Here is a 16523-nt window from a genome sequence, read left to right on the forward strand (position 1 = left end):
GCCGGGGACGATGAGGTGGGGTAACCATGAACGCGCCGTACGACGGTGACCGCGGCCAGGGCGCGGGCGGCACCGAGCCGTCCGGGCCCGCGGCGACCCCGGGACCCGGCCGGCCGCCGGTCCCCCCGTCGCAGCAGCAGTCCGCCCCGGACCCGTACGCCCAGAACCAGTACGCCCAGGACCCCTACGTCCAGGACGCCTACACCCACGACCCCTACCAGGCACGGGACCTGTCCGCGCAGGACCCGGTGACCGAGGCGCTCTACGACCGCGCCGCGCACCCGCCACCCCCGCCGGGCACGTACCAGGAGCCTCAGCCGCTCTACCAGCAGCCCGCGACGCCTCAGCACGCTCCCGACCCCCGTGTGTGGGCGCAGACCCCGGCGCCCGAGCCGGACGGCCCCTCGCGGCACCTGCCGTACGGGGACGACGCCCGCACCGTCCAGTTCACCGGGGTGGACGATCTCGTGACCCGGGCCGGGGACGAGCAGCCCGAGCCGGACGCCTTCGCCCACCTCTACCGGGACCAGCAGACGCCCGGTCAGGTGCCCCCGCCCGCTCCGGAGCCGAATCCGATGCCCGCTCCCGCACCGAAGAAGTCCGGCCGCGCCTCCGGGCTCCTGAAGTCCAGCGCGGTGATGGCGGCCGGCACCCTGGTCTCCCGGCTCACCGGCTTCGTCCGCAGCCTGGTGATCACCGGAGCGCTCGGCGCCGCCCTGCTCGGCGACACCTTCACCATCGCCTACACCCTGCCGACGATGATCTACATCCTCACCGTCGGCGGCGGCCTCAACTCGGTCTTCGTGCCGCAGCTCGTCCGCTCGATGAAGAACGACGAGGACGGCGGCGAGGCCTACGCCAACCGGCTGCTGACCCTGGTCATGGTGGCGCTCGGCGCCATCGTGGTCATCGCCGTCTTCGCCGCCCCGCTGCTGATCCGGCTGATGTCGAACACCATCGCCGACGACGCCGCGGCCAACAGCGTCGCCGTGACCTTCGCCCGCTACTGCCTGCCCACGATCTTCTTCATGGGTGTGCATGTGGTGATGGGTCAGATCCTCAACGCCCGGGGCAAGTTCGGCGCGATGATGTGGACTCCGGTCCTCAACAACATCGTCATGATCGTCACGTTCGGTCTCTTCATCTGGGTCTACGGCACCTCCGCCGAATCCCAGATGGGCGTGCAGACCATCCCCGACGACGGCATCCGCCTGCTCGGCATCGGCACGCTCCTCGGCCTGGTCGTCCAGGCGCTGGCGATGATCCCGTACCTGCGCGAGACGGGCTTCCGCTTCCGCCCCCGCTTCGACTGGAAGGGCCACGGCCTCGGCAAGACGGTCAAACTCGCCAAGTGGACCGTGCTGTTCGTCCTCGCCAACCAGGCCGGCGTGCTCGTCGTGACCCAGCTCGCCACCGCGGCGGGCGAGGAGTCCGGCAAGAACGGCGCGGGCTTCCTCGCGTACTCCAACGCCCAGCTGATCTGGGGCATGCCGCAGGCCATCATCACCGTCTCGGTCATGGCCGCCCTGCTGCCCCGCATCTCCCGCGCCGCACACGACGACGACCCCGGCGCCGTCCGTGACGACATCTCGCAGGGCCTGCGGAACTCCGCCGTCGCGATCGTGCCGGTCGCCTTCGCCTTCCTCGCGCTCGGCGTCCCGATGTGCACCCTGCTCTACGCCTCCAGCGGCGTCCAGGCCGCCCAGGGCATGGGCTTCATCCTGATGGCCTTCGGCCTCGGCCTCATCCCGTACTCGGTCCAGTACGTCGTCCTGCGCGGCTTCTACGCCTACGAGGACACCCGGACGCCGTTCTACAACACGGTCATCGTCGCCGCCGTCAACGCGGCCGCCTCGGCCGCCTGTTACTTCGTGCTCCCCGCCCAGTGGGCCGTCGTCGGCATGGCCGCCTCCTACGGGCTCGCCTACGCCGTCGGTGTCGGCGTCGCCTGGCGGCGCCTGCGCAACCGGCTGGGCGGCGACCTGGACGGCGCCCACATCATGCGGACCTACGCCCGCCTCTGCCTGGCCTCGCTGCCCGCTGCGATCGTGGCCGGCGCCGTCGGCTTCGGCCTGTTGAAACTTCTCGGCGAGGGCGCTCTCGGCTCGCTGGTGGCTCTGGTCGTCGGCGGCGTGGTCCTGCTCGGCGTCTTCTTCGTGGCCGCCAAGCGCATGCGGATCGCGGAGCTGAACTCCATGGTCGGTATGGTCCGTGGACGCCTGGGACGATAGGAAGACAGCTGCCGCACAACCATCGCCGGCTGCCGCGTGTCGTGCATAGGAGCCGACTGTGGGCACAATTGGCATGGCTGTTGGATGTGGCGCAACGGATGGGGAGGCAGGAACGACGGTGGCGGAACGTAGCACGGCTGCCGTCGACGTGGCCGACAACAGCGGTGACGACCCGCTGACCGCCAAGGCGGAGAAGGCCGCGACCGACGGGGTGGCGGAAGCGCAGGACACGGTGGAGAAGTCCGCCGAGGTCGTAGAGGACGACGCCGCTCAGCGGCAGAACGGCGAACAGCCCTCCATCGAGACTCCCGAGCTGCACAGCGGCCACAAGTTGGCCAGGCGCTACCGACTGGAGGAGTGCGTCACTCGTCTGGACGGTTTCAGCAGTTGGCGTGCCGTCGACGAGAAACTTCGGCGTGCCGTCGGAGTCCATCTGCTGCCGGCCGACCACCCACGGGCCCGTTCCGTCCTCGCGGCGGCCCGTTCCTCGGCGCTCCTCGGAGACCCCCGCTTCGTCCAGGTCCTCGACGCCGTCGAGGAGAACGACCTCGTGTACGTCGTGCACGAGTGGCTTCCCGACTCCACCGAGCTGACGGCGCTGCTCGCCGCCGGCCCGCTGGAGCCGCACGACGCCTATCAGCTCGTCAGCCAGGTCTCCCAGGCCATGGCCGCCGCGCACCGCGAAGGCCTGGCACACCTTCGTCTCACCCCCAGCGCCGTCCTGCGCAGCTCCACGGGCCAGTACCGGATCCGCGGCCTGGCAGTGAACGCCGCGCTGCGGGGCATCAGCGCCGATCGCCCCCAGCGCACCGACACCGAGGCCATCGGCGCCCTGCTCTACGCGGCGCTGACCCAGCGCTGGCCGTACGACAGCGACGCCTACGGCCTCTCCGGGCTGCCCAAGGGTGTCGGCCTGCTCCCCCCCGACCAGGTGCGGGCCGGGGTCCACCGCGGTCTCTCCGAGATCGCGATGCGCGCCCTGGCCAACGACGGGGCCACCGCCTCGCGCCAGGAGCCGCCCTGCACCACTCCGGACGAGCTCGCCAAGGCCGTCGCGGCGATGCCCCGCATCCGCCCGCCGGAGCCCGAGTTCCCCACCCCGCCCGACTACCAGCGCACGACCTACCAGCAGGGCACCTACGGCCGCCCGCAGCCCCGCCCGGGCGTCGCGGCCGGCCAGCCCGTGGTCGCGCCTCCCGCCCCGCTGGAGAGCCGCACCGGCAGGGTCCTGAAGTGGGCCGTGTCGGCGCTGCTGATCGCCGCACTCGGGCTCGGCAGCTGGCAGATCGCGGACCGGCTCCTCGACCAGGACAGGAACAAGGAGACCCCGCAGACCACCCAGCCGCAGGACAACAACGACGACGAGAAGGAGCCCGAGACGGGCAAGCCGGTCACGATCGCCGGAGCCCAGGACTTCGACCCGCAGGGTGACGGCGCCGAGACCCCGTCGGAGATAAAGAACGCCTTCGACGGCAACCCCTCCACGTCGTGGCAGACGTCCATCTACTACGGGTACTCGAACTTCGGCAGGCTCAAGGAAGGCGTGGGCCTCGTACTGGACCTCGGCACGGTCCAGCAGGTCTCCAAGGTGGACGTCACCTTCCAGGGCACCACCGCCGTCCAGTTGCGGACAGCTCCCGAGAACGCCACGTCCCAGCCGGCGGCACCCGAAGCATTCACAACCGTCGCCTCGGGCTCGGGTACGCAGGTCGCACTGACGGCCGACAAGCCCGTGATGACGCGCTACGTTCTCGTCTGGCTGACCGACCTGCCCAGCAGTGGCGGCGGTTACCGCGGCAAGATCACGGACATCAAGATCAGCAGCTGACGGCATCGGGGGAGGGGGCTCACCGTTGGAACAGGCCATAGGCGGCGACACCAGCGACCAGGAACTCCTGGCGCGCCATGTCGCCGGCGACCCCGACGCCTTCGGTGAGCTCGTGCGGCGCCACCGCGATCGACTGTGGGCTGTGGCGCTGCGGACGCTGGGGGACCGCGAGGAGGCCGCTGACGCCCTCCAGGACGCCCTGGTGTCGGCCTTCCGGGCCGCCCACACCTTCCGCGGCCAGTCGGCCGTCACGACCTGGCTCCACCGCATCACGGTGAACGCCTGCCTCGACCGTGTCCGCAAGGCCGCATCCCGCAGGACCTCACCCATGGACGACACCGCACGGTTCGAGCAGCTCCTCGAACCCGCGGAGTCGGCCGAGGCCCCCGCCGAACGCCAGGACCTCCACCGTGAACTGGTCGCGGCGCTCGCCACGCTCCCCGCGGACCAACGGGCCGCTCTCGTCCTCGTGGACATGCAGGGCTACCCGGTGGCGGAAGCCGCCCGCATCCTGGACGTCCCCACCGGAACGGTGAAGAGCCGCTGTTCGCGCGGGCGGGCCCGACTGCTTCCCATGCTCAGCCATCTGCGCGCCGACACCGTGGGTAACGAAGGTCCTGACCGGGGAAGGAACCGGACGCCGGGGACATCCGTCCCACCGGTGTCGGGGCCATCGGATACCGGACCGAGCGGGCCGGCTGCTGTGAAGGGCGGAGGTGGGCGCGCGTGACTTCCACGACCGGCAGGGCCGACACGGCACAGCACCCGGACGTATCGGAGATCTCCGACCTGACCGAGGGGCTGCTCTCGCCGTCCCGTACGGCAGATGTCCGTCGGCATATCGAGGGCTGCTCCCTCTGTGCGGACGTACAGACCTCCCTGGAGGAGATCCGCGGTCTGCTCGGCACCCTGCCCGGCCCGCCCCGGATGCCCGCCGACATCGCCGGCCGTATCGACGCCGCCCTGGCCGCCGAAGCACTGCTCGACGCCACCACGTCCGACATCGGCGCGCATGTTTCACGTGAAACAGCGAGCGATCACGCCGACGCGCGGCCCTCCACGGCGCCTGCCCCCGCCCCGGATCGGCCGGCCGGCCACCCTCGCGCCACCACAGGCCGCGCCACCACAGGCCCGGGCCGCTCCAAGACCCGTCGCCGCCGCGTCGCCGCCCTGGGCGCGGTCTTCGGCGCAGCGGCGCTCGGCATGACGCTCTTCCTCACCCAGGGAGGCATGCAGTCACTGACCGGCGGTGAATCGGCCGACACGAAGACTTCCTCCGCCGCGAGCGGTGTCGGAGACGACCGGTTCAACGACCGGCCGGTGGAGGCCCAGGTCCAGGAGCTGCTGCAGGACGAGAGCCTCAGGGTCCCCAAGACCAGCCCGGAATCACTCAGCGCCGAGGGCGGGAACACCCCCAAGCGGGGGACGGACGAGACCCTGCCCGAGTGCGTCAAGGCCGGCACCGGACGTAACGACACCGTGCTCGCCTTCCAGAGGGGCGACTACCAGGGCACGCCCGCCTATCTCCTCGTCCTGCCCGAGGGCGCCGAGGGCACTCATGTGCAGGCGTACGTCCTGGATGCCTCCTGCGCCGAGAACGCGGGACAGACCAAGGCCGAGATTCTGCTGACGCAGACCTACCCTCGCTCCTGACGCCTCAGCCGTGCCGTGCGGCATTCTCGGGAATGCTTGCCCCGTAGGATCCGTTGGGTGGGGTGAGAGTCACCGACACGACCGCCCCGTAGGCAGTAGGCAGTCTGCAGAGACGAGGAAGAAACCCGTGAGCGACGTCCGTAACGTGATCATCATCGGCTCCGGGCCCGCGGGTTACACCGCTGCGCTCTACACGGCGCGTGCGTCGCTGAAGCCGCTGGTCTTCGAGGGTGCTGTCACCGCTGGTGGCGCGCTGATGAACACGACCGACGTGGAGAACTTCCCCGGCTTCCGTGACGGCATCATGGGCCCGGACCTGATGGACAACATGCGCGCCCAGGCCGAGCGCTTCGGCGCCGAGCTGGTGCCCGACGACATCGTGGCCGTGGACCTGACGGGCGAGATCAAGACCGTCACGGACACCGCCGGCACCGTGCACCGCGCCAAGGCCGTCATCGTCACCACGGGCTCCCAGCACCGCAAGCTCGGTCTCCCCAAGGAGGACGAGCTCTCCGGCCGCGGAGTCTCCTGGTGCGCCACCTGCGACGGGTTCTTCTTCAGGGACCAGGACATCGCCGTCGTCGGCGGTGGTGACACCGCGATGGAGGAGGCCACCTTCCTCTCGCGCTTCGCCAAGTCCGTGACGATCGTCCACCGCCGTGACTCCCTGCGCGCCTCCAAGGCCATGCAGGAGCGTGCCTTCGCCGACCCGAAGATCAAGTTCGCCTGGGACAGTGAGGTCGCCGAGATCCACGGAGACCAGAAGCTCTCCGGCCTGACGCTCCGCAACACCAAGACGGGCGAGACCACCGAGCTGGCGGCGACCGGTCTGTTCATCGCCGTGGGCCACGACCCGCGCACCGAGCTCTTCAAGGGCCAGCTGGAGCTGGACGAGGAGGGCTACCTCAAGGTCGACGCCCCCTCCACCCGGACCAACCTCGCCGGTGTCTTCGGAGCCGGTGACGTCGTCGACCACACCTACCGCCAGGCGATCACCGCTGCGGGCACCGGCTGCTCCGCCGCACTCGACGCCGAGCGCTTCCTCGCCGCCCTCGCCGACAGCGAGAAGAGCGAGAAGCTCGCCGAGACCCCCGCGGTCTGACCCTCATCCTCACCACTCACACCCCGCAAAGTTAAAGGGAGGTTGCCGTGGCCGGCACCCTGAAGAACGTGACCGACGCCGACTTCGACGAGGTCGTCCTCAAGAGCGACAAGCCCGTCCTGGTGGACTTCTGGGCCGAGTGGTGCGGCCCGTGCCGCCAGATCGCCCCGTCGCTGGAGGCCATCGCCGCTGAGCACGGCGAGATCGAGATCGTGAAGCTCAACATCGACCAGAACCCGGCCACGGCCGCCAAGTACGGCGTCATGTCCATCCCGACGCTCAACGTGTACCAGGGCGGCGAGGTCGTGAAGACGATCGTCGGCGCCAAGCCGAAGGCCGCGCTCCTCCGCGACCTCGAGGGCTTCGTCGAGGCCACCGCCTGACACCCCTGTTTCACGTGAAACACACCGACGGCCCGCCTCCTCAGGGAGGCGGGCCGTCGTCGTGAGGGTCGCAGGGGCGCGATCGGAGCGGCCGTACTCGGTCAGAGCGGCCGCAGCGCCGGTTCCTTCTGTACGGCACCCAGGAGCCGGTCCAGGGCCAGCTCCACGTCTTCCTTCCACGACAGCGTGGTCCTCAGCTCCAACCGCAGGCGCGGATACGTCGGGTGGGGCCGTACGGTCTTGAAGCCCACCGCCGTGAGGTGGTCGGTCGGGAGCACACAGGCCGGCTCCTTCCACCGCGCATCGCCGAAAGCCTCGATCGCCTTGAAGCCCCGTCGCAACAGATCCTTGGCGACGGTCTGCACCATCATCCGGCCGAGCCCCTGCCCCTGATACCCCGGCATGATCCAGGCAGTCATCAACTGGACGGAATCCGCGGAGACCGGGCTCGTGGGGAAGGCCATGGAACGCGGGACGTATGCAGGCGGCGCGTACAGAACGAAGCCCACGGGGACCTCGTCGACGTAGACCACGCGACCGCAGGAACCCCACTCCAGGAGTACCGCCGAGATCCAGGCTTCCTTCTCCAGCTCCGGTCGGCCCGCCTTCACCGCCGCTTCCCCGCTCACCGGGTCCAGCTCCCAGAAGACACAGGAGCGACATCGCTTGGGGAGATCAGGAAGGTTGTCCAGAGTGAGCGGTACGAGCCGACGCCCCACGGCTGTTCCCTCGCTTCCCACGGCCTTCGCAGTACGGATACGCCCTCCCAGAATCGTATCGATGGGGCGATCAGGGCGATACCGCTCGCAGGCAAAGGGCGGACCGTGTTCCGGCTCTCACCGGATCACGGCCCGCCCTGGGTCGCGGAGCAGTCGCTGCGGTCAGTCCTCGACGTCCTCGTCGCTCTGCTCGGAGCCCCCTTGGTCCATGACACGCCCCTCGCCGGGCGCCAGGGTCGAGAGGATCCGATCCAGATCCTCTATCGAGGCGAACTCGACGACGATCTTGCCCTTCTTCTGGCCGAGATCGACCTTCACCCGGGTCTCGAAACGATCCGAGAGTCGCGAGGCCAGATCCGTCAGCGCCGGGGAGACGCGTGCGCCGGCCCGGGGACCCTTGGGCTTGGTCGTGGACGTGGGCTCGGAACCCATCAGCGTCACGATCTCCTCGACCGCACGCACCGAGAGCCCCTCGGCCACGATCCGGTACGCCAGCTTGTCCTGCGTCTCGGGGTCCTCCACGGAGAGCAGAGCGCGTGCGTGTCCGGCAGAGAGCACACCCGCGGCGACGCGACGCTGGACCGGAGGGGAGAGCCGCAGCAGACGCAGCGTGTTGGAGACCTGCGGACGCGAACGCCCGATCCGGTCGGCCAGCTGGTCATGGGTGCAGTTGAAGTCCTTCAGCAGCTGGTCGTAGGCAGCGGCCTCTTCCAGCGGGTTCAACTGTGCCCGGTGAAGGTTCTCCAGGAGCGCGTCCAGGAGCAGCTTCTCGTCCTCCGTCGCCCGGACGATCGCGGGGATGCGCTCCAGGCCTGCCTCACGGCACGCCCTCCAACGGCGCTCACCCATGATCAGTTCGTAGCGCTCGGCACCCAGCTGCCGTACGACGACGGGCTGCAGGAGGCCGACCTCCTTGATGGAGGTGACCAGCTCCGCGAGAGCGTCCTCGTCGAACACCTCACGCGGCTGCTTCGGGTTGGGCGTGATGAAGTCCAACGGCAGCTCGGCGAAGTGCGCACCGGCGGGTGCCTCGGGCTCCACCACCACGGGCGCCTCGACGACCGGGACCACGCTGTCCGGGGACTGCGGGCTCTGCGGCAGGGTCGCCACCTTCGCGGCCGCGACCCCACGGTCCGAGGAGAGCGCCGGAGCGGCCGCAGGAGAAGCAGAACCCGCCGCCCCACCGACTGCTGGCACCTGCCGCTCCTGGGGAGCAGCAGGGATCAGCGCACCGAGCCCACGTCCCAGCCCTCTACGTCGATCACTCACTGGATCCCCTCCGACATGCTGTGCTGGCTGTTCTGGTGGCCCATGTGGCCGTGCTGCGGGTCGTAGTGAACACCGACGCCCCGCAGCGCGATCTCACGAGCCGCCTCGAGATACGACAGCGAGCCGCTGGAGCCCGGGTCGTAGGTGAGGACGGTCTGTCCGTAGCTCGGCGCCTCCGAGATGCGGACGGACCTCGGGATGCTGGTCCGCAGCACCTCCTCGCCGAAGTGGCTGCGCACCTCGTCGGCGACCTGTGAGGCGAGCCTCGTCCGGCCGTCGTACATGGTGAGCAGGATCGTCGAGACATGCAGCGTGGGGTTGAGGTGCCCACGCACCAGGTCCACGTTCCGCAGGAGCTGGCCCAGGCCCTCCAGTGCGTAGTACTCGCACTGGATCGGGATCAGCACTTCGGCGCCGGCCACCAGGGCGTTGACCGTCAGCAGACCGAGCGAGGGCGGGCAGTCGATGAGGATGTAGTCCAGCGGCTGCTCGTATGCCTGGATGGCCCGCTGCAGCCGGCTCTCCCGTGCCACCAGCGACACGAGCTCGATCTCCGCACCGGCGAGATCGATGGTGGCGGGGGCACAGAAGAGGCCCTCGACATCCCGCACCGGCTGCACCACGTCGGAGAGCGGCTTGCTCTCCACGAGGACGTCGTAGATCGAGGGCACCTCGGCATGGTGGTCGATACCGAGGGCCGTCGAGGCATTGCCCTGGGGGTCGAGGTCGATGACCAGCACACGGGCGCCGTGCAGCGCCAGGGAAGCAGCAAGATTGACCGTCGTGGTCGTCTTGCCCACTCCGCCCTTCTGGTTGGCCACCACCATCACGCGGGTCTGGGCAGGCCGGGGAAGCCCCTCGCCGGCACGACCCAGTGCCTCTACTGCCAGCTGGGCAGCACGACCGATGGGGGTGTCGTCCATCGGGGGCGGTGTTTCACGTGAAACATCCTCCCCCGCCGATTCGGTTCGGGGACCGGGGACCGGATCGGTCATCGGTCCCGCGATGTTGGCGTCGGACCGCAAGGATTCACTCTCCTCGGCTTCAGGCTCGCGATGGACAGAGCCTGCCATGCTTTCGGGGTCGTGAACCAGCGAGGCCCGTGGTTCTGTGGGTGAATCCACCTCTGTGGACAATCCCGTCCCCCTCGCGAGTGGTTTCGCGAGGGGTTTGCGGTCCCGGGGCGTGGCAGCCGCGCGGCCGCGGCTGATGATCCCCTGCAGCAGTGAGCGACGTTTCACGTGAAACACGATGCACGCGCAGCCGACCCAGGACCGTTCGACACTCCGAAATACGTACGTATGGCAGCTTGTACGGATCAGTTGCGCAGTGTTGACGGCTCATATGTGCCGCGTTGACGGCTCAGCGGCGGCGCCGGGTCCTGCTCGGGCGCGCGGCCTTGGCCCGCTTCGCGGCGAATCTCACACCGCCCGGGCTCTCACCGACCTCCACCCGTACGACGGTCGACAGCGGGTCCACGATCCCCTCACCGACCTGAAGCACGGACGTACCCACCACACCCAGCCGGGAGAGCGCGGCACGGGCGCCGTCGATCTCCTCCTCCGCGGTGTCGCCCTTGAGGGCCAGCATCTCGCCGTACGGGCGCAGCAGCGGGACACCCCAGCCGGCGAGCCGGTCCAGCGGCGCCACGGCACGCGCTGTCACGACATGCACCGGAGAGAAGTTGCCGAGCACCTCCTCGGCGCGGCCCCGCATCACCGTCACATGGTCCAGCCCCAGCAGCTCGACGACCTCCTGGAGGAAGTTCGTCCGACGGAGCAGCGGTTCCAGGAGCGTGATCTTCAGGTCCGGGCGCACCAGCGCCAGCGGGATGCCCGGCAACCCGGCCCCCGAGCCGACATCGCACACGGTGACGCCCTCGGGCACCACCTCGGAGAGCACGGCGCAGTTCAGCAGGTGCCGCTCCCAGAGACGGGGAACCTCACGCGGGCCGATCAGCCCCCGCTTGACGCCCGCATCCGCGAGGAGCTCCGCGTACCGGACGGCCTCCGGGAAGTACTCACCGAATACCGTCCGCGCCTGTTCGGGCGCAGGGGGGAGCTCCGCTGCCTCCGTCACGGGAACCGTCCTTCCGCACCGCACCCATGGGTGCGAGCGCACTGTGGTGGCTGACTATCAGGCTGACAAGATCGGCCCCGCCTGCGAGCAGACGGGGCCGACACTGCGAGGGGGGTCAGGCAGGGAGTACGACGACGAAGCGCTGCGGCTCCTCGCCCTCGGACTCGCTGCGCAGACCGGCGGCGGCAACCGCGTCGTGCACGACCTTGCGCTCGAACGGGGTCATCGGGTCCAGCTTGACCGGCGCACCGGTCGACTTCACCTCGGACGCGGCCTTGGCACCGATCTCGGCGAGCTCAGCACGCTTCTTGGCGCGGAACCCGGCGATGTCGAGCATCAGCCGGCTCCGGTCACCGGTCTCCCGGTGCACGGCCAGGCGGGTCAGCTCCTGGAGTGCCTCCAGCACCTCGCCGTCACGGCCCACGAGCTTCTGCAGGTCACGGCCGCTCGAGTCACTGATGATCGAGACCGCGGCCCGGTCCGCCTCGACGTCCATGTCGATGTCGCCGTCCAGGTCGGCGATGTCGAGCAGACCTTCGAGGTAGTCGGCCGCGATCTCACCCTCCTGCTCCAGGCGGGTCAGGGTGTCGCCACCCTCGGCGGCGGCGGAGGTGGTGCCTTCCGTCACGGATGGTCTCCTTCTACTTCTTGGACGACGGGTGCTTCGGGCGCTGCTGGCCCTTGCGCTGACCGGACTTGCCCTGGCGAGAGCCACCGGAGTTGGCCCGGCTCGGCCGCGCGGGCTTGTCGCCCTGCGCCGAGTCCTCGGCCGTGCCCTGCGGCTTCTTCTCCAGCGAGGTGGTGGGCTCCTCGGCGACATCGCCGGAGTCGGCGGTCTCCTCGGCACCCTTGGCCGGGGCGTGCTGCGCCGCGGCCTGACGCTGTGCCTTGGTCTGGCGCTTGGGCTGCTGACGCTTGGCCGCGGCACCGCCCTCGGCCTCGGCGGCGACGGCGTCGCCCTTGATCACGGTGCCGTCGGCCTGCGCGGCGAAGCCGGACTTGGCCAGACCCGCGAAGAAGCGGCGCTCGTTCTCGTTGCGGTCGCTGCCCTTGGCCACGATCGCCTTGACCACGTTCTTCCGGCGACGGCCGCGGACCTCACCATGCGCCCCGACGCTCTTCAGCAGTCGCTGGAGGTAGGCGTCCTGGGCCTTGCTGCCCGGGGTGGGGTTCTGGCTGATCACGTACATCTGCTGGCCCATGGTCCACACGTTGGTGGTCAGCCAGTAGACGAGGACACCGACGGGGAAGTTGATGCCCATGACGGCGAAGATCAGCGGGAAGATGTACATGAGCATCTTCTGCTGCTGCATGTACGGGGTCTTCACCGAGAGGTCGACGTTCTTCATCATCAGCTGGCGCTGCGTGTAGAACTGCGAGGCCGACATCAGGACGATCATGACCGCCGTGACGATGCGGACCGAGGTCAGCGACGCGTCGAGAGCGGCGACCTCGGCGGCGCTGTCCGTGAAGGTGGACGCCAGCGGAGCGCCGAAGATGTGCGCCTGCCGGGCGCTGTCCAGCAGCGACTGGTTGATGACACCGATCGTCTTGCCCTCGGCGATGTGCGAGAGCACGGCGTACAGGGCGAAGAAGAACGGCGACTGCGCCAGGATGGGCAGGCACGAGGAGAGCGGGTTGGTGCCCGTCTCCTTGTACAGCTTCATCATCTCTTCGGACTGACGCTGCTTGTCGCTCTTGTAGCGCTCCTGGATCGCCTTCATCTTCGGCTGGAGCGCCTGCATGTTCCGCGTCGACTTGATCTGCTTCACGAAGAGCGGGATCAGGCAGATACGGATCAGCACCACGAGGGACACGATCGACAGGCCCCAGGCCCAGCCCGTGTCAGGGCCGAAGATCGCCCCGTACAGCTTGTGGAACTGGACGATCACCCATGAGACAGGTGTGGTGATGAAGCTGAAAAAATTGGCAATCGTGTCCACTAATCAGGCTCCTTGAGCATTGGGCGAAGTCTCTGCGGCCGGGCTCGTCTCGGCGGGGGACCCGCCCTTGTCGCCACGCAGTGCGTTCCGCAGCAGTTCATGCCAGCGAGGACGCTTGCGCGGGGGTACGTGGTCCACGCCGCCGGGCGACCACGGATTGCACCGCAGAATGCGCCAGGCGGTCAGGGCAGTGCCCTTGATCGCGCCATGCCGGTCGATGGCCGTGAATCCATAGTGGGAACACGACGGGTAGTACCGGCAGACGGGCCCCAGAAGGGGGCTGATCGTCCACTGGTACAGCTTGATGAGAGCCAGCAGCGGGTACTTCATCGCGCGCCCCCTCCCAGGAGCCGCTGAAGCGCGGCGTCGAGGTCTCGGGCCAGCTGTGCGTGATCGGCGTCACCGGCTCCGGGCAACGCCCGTACGACCACCAGGCTACCGGGGGGCAGCTCGGACAGTCGTTCGCGGACGAGATGGCGCAGGCGTCGCTTCACGTGGTTGCGTACGACGGCACCGCCCACGGCCTTGCTCACGACGAAACCCGCACGCGTCGGGGGAGCGCTCTCCCCAGGCGCGTGCGGGTCCGTTGCACCGCTGCGTAGGTGGACGACGAGGAGCGGGCGACCGGCCCGGCGCCCTCGGCGTACCGCGGTTGCGAAGTCCTCGCGCCGCCTCAGCCGATTCTCGGTAGGCAGCACGTCATGACCTGTTTAAGCGGATCAGGCGGACAGGCTCGCGCGACCCTTGGAACGGCGGTTCGCCAGGATGGCGCGGCCGGCACGCGTACGCATGCGCAGGCGGAAGCCGTGGGTCTTCGCGCGACGACGGTTGTTCGGCTGGAAGGTGCGCTTGCTCACTCGGGGGCTCCAGAAATGATTCGTAGATGGCGGGACATCGCCTGGCTGTCACCGTGCGCCCACGAGTAGCTCGCAATACGCCCGAGTGCACCGCTTCACGATCACAGACCGTGATCTTTGCCCATCGGAGGCAGGCGGCAGCAGCCATCGACAACTCGACCTGGTTACGGTACGCGCGGCTACGCCATCCGGTCAAACCGACCGATCACCAGGGTCCATTGTGCACAGGCTGTGGACAACAACTTGAACCAGGTCATCCGCCGCGACTACCGTGGCTGGACTCTTCTCAATCTTTTTTCCGTTCTGTCCTTACCTGTCCTGACGGACATCGACCCACCGTCCCGAGAACCACACGTTCGTGGGACCAACGAGGAAGCGTGCCCTGTGGCTGACGTACCTGCCGATCTTGCCGCAGTGTGGCCACGCGTGCTCGAGCAGCTCCTCGGAGAAGGCCAGCAGGGCATCGAGCCCAAGGACAAGCAGTGGATCGAGCGCTGCCAGCCTCTCGCACTCGTGGCCGACACCGCACTCCTCGCCGTACCGAACGAATGGGGCAAGCGCGTCCTCGAGGGACGCCTCGCCCCGCTCATCAGCGAGACCCTCAGCCATGAGTGCGGCCGCCCGATCCGGATCGCGATCACCGTCGACGACTCCGTCGGCGAGCCGACCCCGCTCGCGCCCCCGGTCCAGCAGCAGCCGCCCCGCTACGACGAGCGGCCGCCGGCGGACACGTACGAGAAGTACGACGGCTACGGTCACCGGCCCCTGCCGGACGACGGCCTGCCCACCGCGCGCCCCGCCTACCCGGACTACCAGCAGCAGCGCCCCGAGCCGGGCTCCTGGCCGCGCAGCCAGGAGGACCTCGGCTGGCAGCAGCCGCGCCTCGGGTCCTTCCAGGAACGCGACCCGTACACCGGTCCGCGCCCCCAGCAGCCCCAGCAGCCCCGCTACGACGAGCGGCCGTCCGCCTACGACCAGCCCCAGCGGCCGGAGCGGGCCGAGCTGCCCGACCCGCCGCGCCCCGGTGCCGGTCCGCGCCCCGGCGGCCCGGGAGGTCACGGCGGACACGGCGGCCCGGGAGGCCACGGTGGCCCCGTGCCGGGTCATGGCGGAGGAAACACCGGCGCGGCCTCCGGGCAGGGTTCCGGATCCGGCGCACCGGGCGAGCAGCACGCGCGCCTGAACCCCAAGTACCTCTTCGACACCTTCGTCATCGGTTCCTCGAACCGGTTCGCGCACGCCGCCGCCGTCGCGGTGGCCGAAGCGCCGGCGAAGGCGTACAACCCGCTCTTCATCTACGGGGAGTCGGGCCTCGGCAAGACCCACCTGCTCCACGCGATCGGGCACTACGCGCGCAGCCTGTACCCCGGCACGCGTGTGCGGTACGTGAGCTCCGAGGAGTTCACCAACGAGTTCATCAACTCGATCCGCGACGGCAAGGGCGACACCTTCCGCAAGCGCTACCGCGATGTGGACATCCTGCTGGTCGACGACATCCAGTTCCTCGCGAGCAAGGAGTCGACGCAGGAGGAGTTCTTCCACACCTTCAACACGCTCCACAACGCGAACAAGCAGATCGTTCTCTCCTCGGACCGGCCGCCCAAGCAGCTGATGACCCTGGAGGACCGGCTCCGCAACCGCTTCGAGTGGGGCCTGACCACCGATGTGCAGCCGCCCGAGCTGGAGACGCGCATCGCGATCCTCCGCAAGAAGGCGGTGCAGGAGCAGCTCAACGCCCCGCCGGAGGTACTGGAGTTCATCGCCTCCCGCATCTCGCGGAACATCCGTGAGCTGGAGGGCGCGCTGATCCGTGTGACGGCCTTCGCGAGCCTCAACCGGCAGCCGGTGGACCTGGGGCTGACGGAGATCGTCCTCAAGGACCTGATCCCCGGCGGCGAGGACTCCTCGCCGGAGATCACCGCGCCGGCCATCATGGCGGCCACGGCGGACTACTTCGGTCTGACGGTGGAGGACCTCTGCGGATCCTCCCGCAGCCGCGTCCTGGTGACGGCCCGGCAGATCGCCATGTACCTGTGCCGTGAGCTCACCGATCTGTCGCTGCCGAAGATCGGCGCGCAGTTCGGCGGCCGCGACCATACGACCGTGATGCACGCGGACCGCAAGATCCGGGCGCTGATGGCGGAGCGACGCTCCATCTACAACCAGGTCACCGAGCTCACCAACCGCATCAAGAACGGCTGAGAGAGCCGCTCCGCACCTTCCAGGGGCGCTCCGGGACACCTCCCGGAGCGCCCTTCTGCGTGCCCGGAGGGGGTCTCCGGCGTGGTCCACACGTCTGTGCACGGCCCGGGCTGTTCGATTTCTCCGCGGTGGTGGCGCGTTCTCCACAGATTGCGGGATGATCTTCCGTCCACAGGGTGGGGACTGCGGAGTTATCCGGATCCTCTCCACAGGCTGGGTGGACGGGGGATCAAGATCCCAGGTCAGAAGGGTGTGGA

Annotated in this window: 16 protein-coding genes; 7 read left to right on the top strand and 9 right to left on the bottom strand. The window is 69.1% G+C overall.

The genetic code is table 11. The features are described from left to right. Positions 1-26: 26 nt before the first annotated feature. From murJ to trxA, 6 genes are all read left to right on the top strand, one after another. Positions 27-2231 carry a murein biosynthesis integral membrane protein MurJ gene (murJ, locus tag ACFVGW_RS13605; RefSeq protein WP_385852077.1) on the top strand — a complete coding sequence of 735 codons (2205 nt, stop codon included), beginning with the start codon at positions 27-29 and terminating at the stop codon, positions 2229-2231. A gap of 118 nt (positions 2232-2349) precedes the next feature. Further along, entirely contained in the window at positions 2350-4059 is a 1710-nt protein-coding gene (locus tag ACFVGW_RS13610) for a protein kinase family protein (protein WP_385852078.1), read from the top strand. A gap of 25 nt (positions 4060-4084) precedes the next feature. After that, a complete protein-coding gene (sigM, locus tag ACFVGW_RS13615; protein ID WP_383294574.1) occupies positions 4085-4789 on the top strand; it encodes an RNA polymerase sigma factor SigM in 705 nt (234 codons plus the stop codon). Then, a complete protein-coding gene (locus ACFVGW_RS13620) occupies positions 4786-5712 on the top strand; it encodes a hypothetical protein (RefSeq protein WP_385852079.1) in 927 nt (308 codons plus the stop codon). The genes sigM and ACFVGW_RS13620 overlap by 4 nt, the downstream gene beginning before the upstream one ends. 127 nt (positions 5713-5839) lie before the next feature. Beyond that, positions 5840-6814 (top strand): thioredoxin-disulfide reductase, encoded by a 975-nt coding sequence (gene trxB, locus ACFVGW_RS13625; RefSeq protein WP_352187217.1) that lies wholly within the window; start codon positions 5840-5842, stop codon positions 6812-6814. A gap of 47 nt (positions 6815-6861) precedes the next feature. Continuing rightward, positions 6862-7197 (top strand): thioredoxin, encoded by a 336-nt coding sequence (trxA, locus tag ACFVGW_RS13630; RefSeq protein WP_352187218.1) that lies wholly within the window; start codon positions 6862-6864, stop codon positions 7195-7197. Between the two features lie 101 nt (positions 7198-7298). Here trxA and ACFVGW_RS13635 read toward each other — a convergent pair whose 3' ends face one another. The 9 genes from ACFVGW_RS13635 to rpmH all read right to left on the bottom strand — a co-directional run bounded on the left by ACFVGW_RS13635 (position 7299) and on the right by rpmH (position 14064). After that, a complete protein-coding gene (locus ACFVGW_RS13635) occupies positions 7299-7916 on the bottom strand; it encodes a GNAT family N-acetyltransferase (RefSeq protein WP_352187219.1) in 618 nt (205 codons plus the stop codon). 162 nt (positions 7917-8078) lie between these two features. Then, positions 8079-9185 (bottom strand): ParB/RepB/Spo0J family partition protein, encoded by a 1107-nt coding sequence (locus tag ACFVGW_RS13640; RefSeq protein WP_385852080.1) that lies wholly within the window; start codon positions 9183-9185, stop codon positions 8079-8081. Continuing rightward, a complete protein-coding gene (locus ACFVGW_RS13645; protein WP_385852081.1) occupies positions 9182-10258 on the bottom strand; it encodes a ParA family protein in 1077 nt (358 codons plus the stop codon). The genes ACFVGW_RS13640 and ACFVGW_RS13645 overlap by 4 nt, the downstream gene beginning before the upstream one ends. A gap of 289 nt (positions 10259-10547) precedes the next feature. Beyond that, positions 10548-11264 carry a 16S rRNA (guanine(527)-N(7))-methyltransferase RsmG gene (gene rsmG, locus ACFVGW_RS13650; RefSeq protein WP_385852082.1) on the bottom strand — a complete coding sequence of 239 codons (717 nt, stop codon included), beginning with the start codon at positions 11262-11264 and terminating at the stop codon, positions 10548-10550. Positions 11265-11379: 115 nt separating this feature from the next. Then, entirely contained in the window at positions 11380-11892 is a 513-nt protein-coding gene (locus ACFVGW_RS13655) for a protein jag (protein ID WP_383166691.1), read from the bottom strand. A 13-nt stretch (positions 11893-11905) separates the two neighbouring features. After that, positions 11906-13207, bottom strand: coding sequence for a membrane protein insertase YidC (gene yidC / locus ACFVGW_RS13660; protein ID WP_385852083.1), 1302 nt, complete (start codon positions 13205-13207; stop codon positions 11906-11908). A gap of 3 nt (positions 13208-13210) precedes the next feature. Then, positions 13211-13537 (bottom strand): membrane protein insertion efficiency factor YidD, encoded by a 327-nt coding sequence (gene yidD, locus ACFVGW_RS13665; RefSeq protein ID WP_352187225.1) that lies wholly within the window; start codon positions 13535-13537, stop codon positions 13211-13213. Next, positions 13534-13905: a ribonuclease P protein component gene (gene rnpA / locus ACFVGW_RS13670; RefSeq protein ID WP_352187226.1), complete on the bottom strand. Its 372-nt coding sequence runs from the start codon at positions 13903-13905 to the stop codon at positions 13534-13536. Before rnpA ends, yidD begins: the two co-directional genes overlap by 4 nt. Positions 13906-13926: 21 nt before the next feature. Next, the gene (gene rpmH / locus ACFVGW_RS13675) at positions 13927-14064 is read right to left on the bottom strand and encodes a 50S ribosomal protein L34 (RefSeq protein WP_005482975.1); all 138 of its coding nucleotides are present in this window, start codon (positions 14062-14064) and stop codon (positions 13927-13929) included. A gap of 384 nt (positions 14065-14448) precedes the next feature. Between rpmH and dnaA the strand changes: the two genes are divergently transcribed. Beyond that, complete coding sequence (gene dnaA, locus ACFVGW_RS13680) at positions 14449-16266, top strand: chromosomal replication initiator protein DnaA (RefSeq protein ID WP_385852084.1); 1818 nt, start codon at positions 14449-14451, stop codon at positions 16264-16266. Positions 16267-16523: the final 257 nt, after the last annotated feature.

Origin of the sequence: Streptomyces sp. NPDC127129, assembly GCF_042671585.1 — a bacterium.
GTDB lineage: Bacteria > Actinomycetota > Actinomycetes > Streptomycetales > Streptomycetaceae > Streptomyces.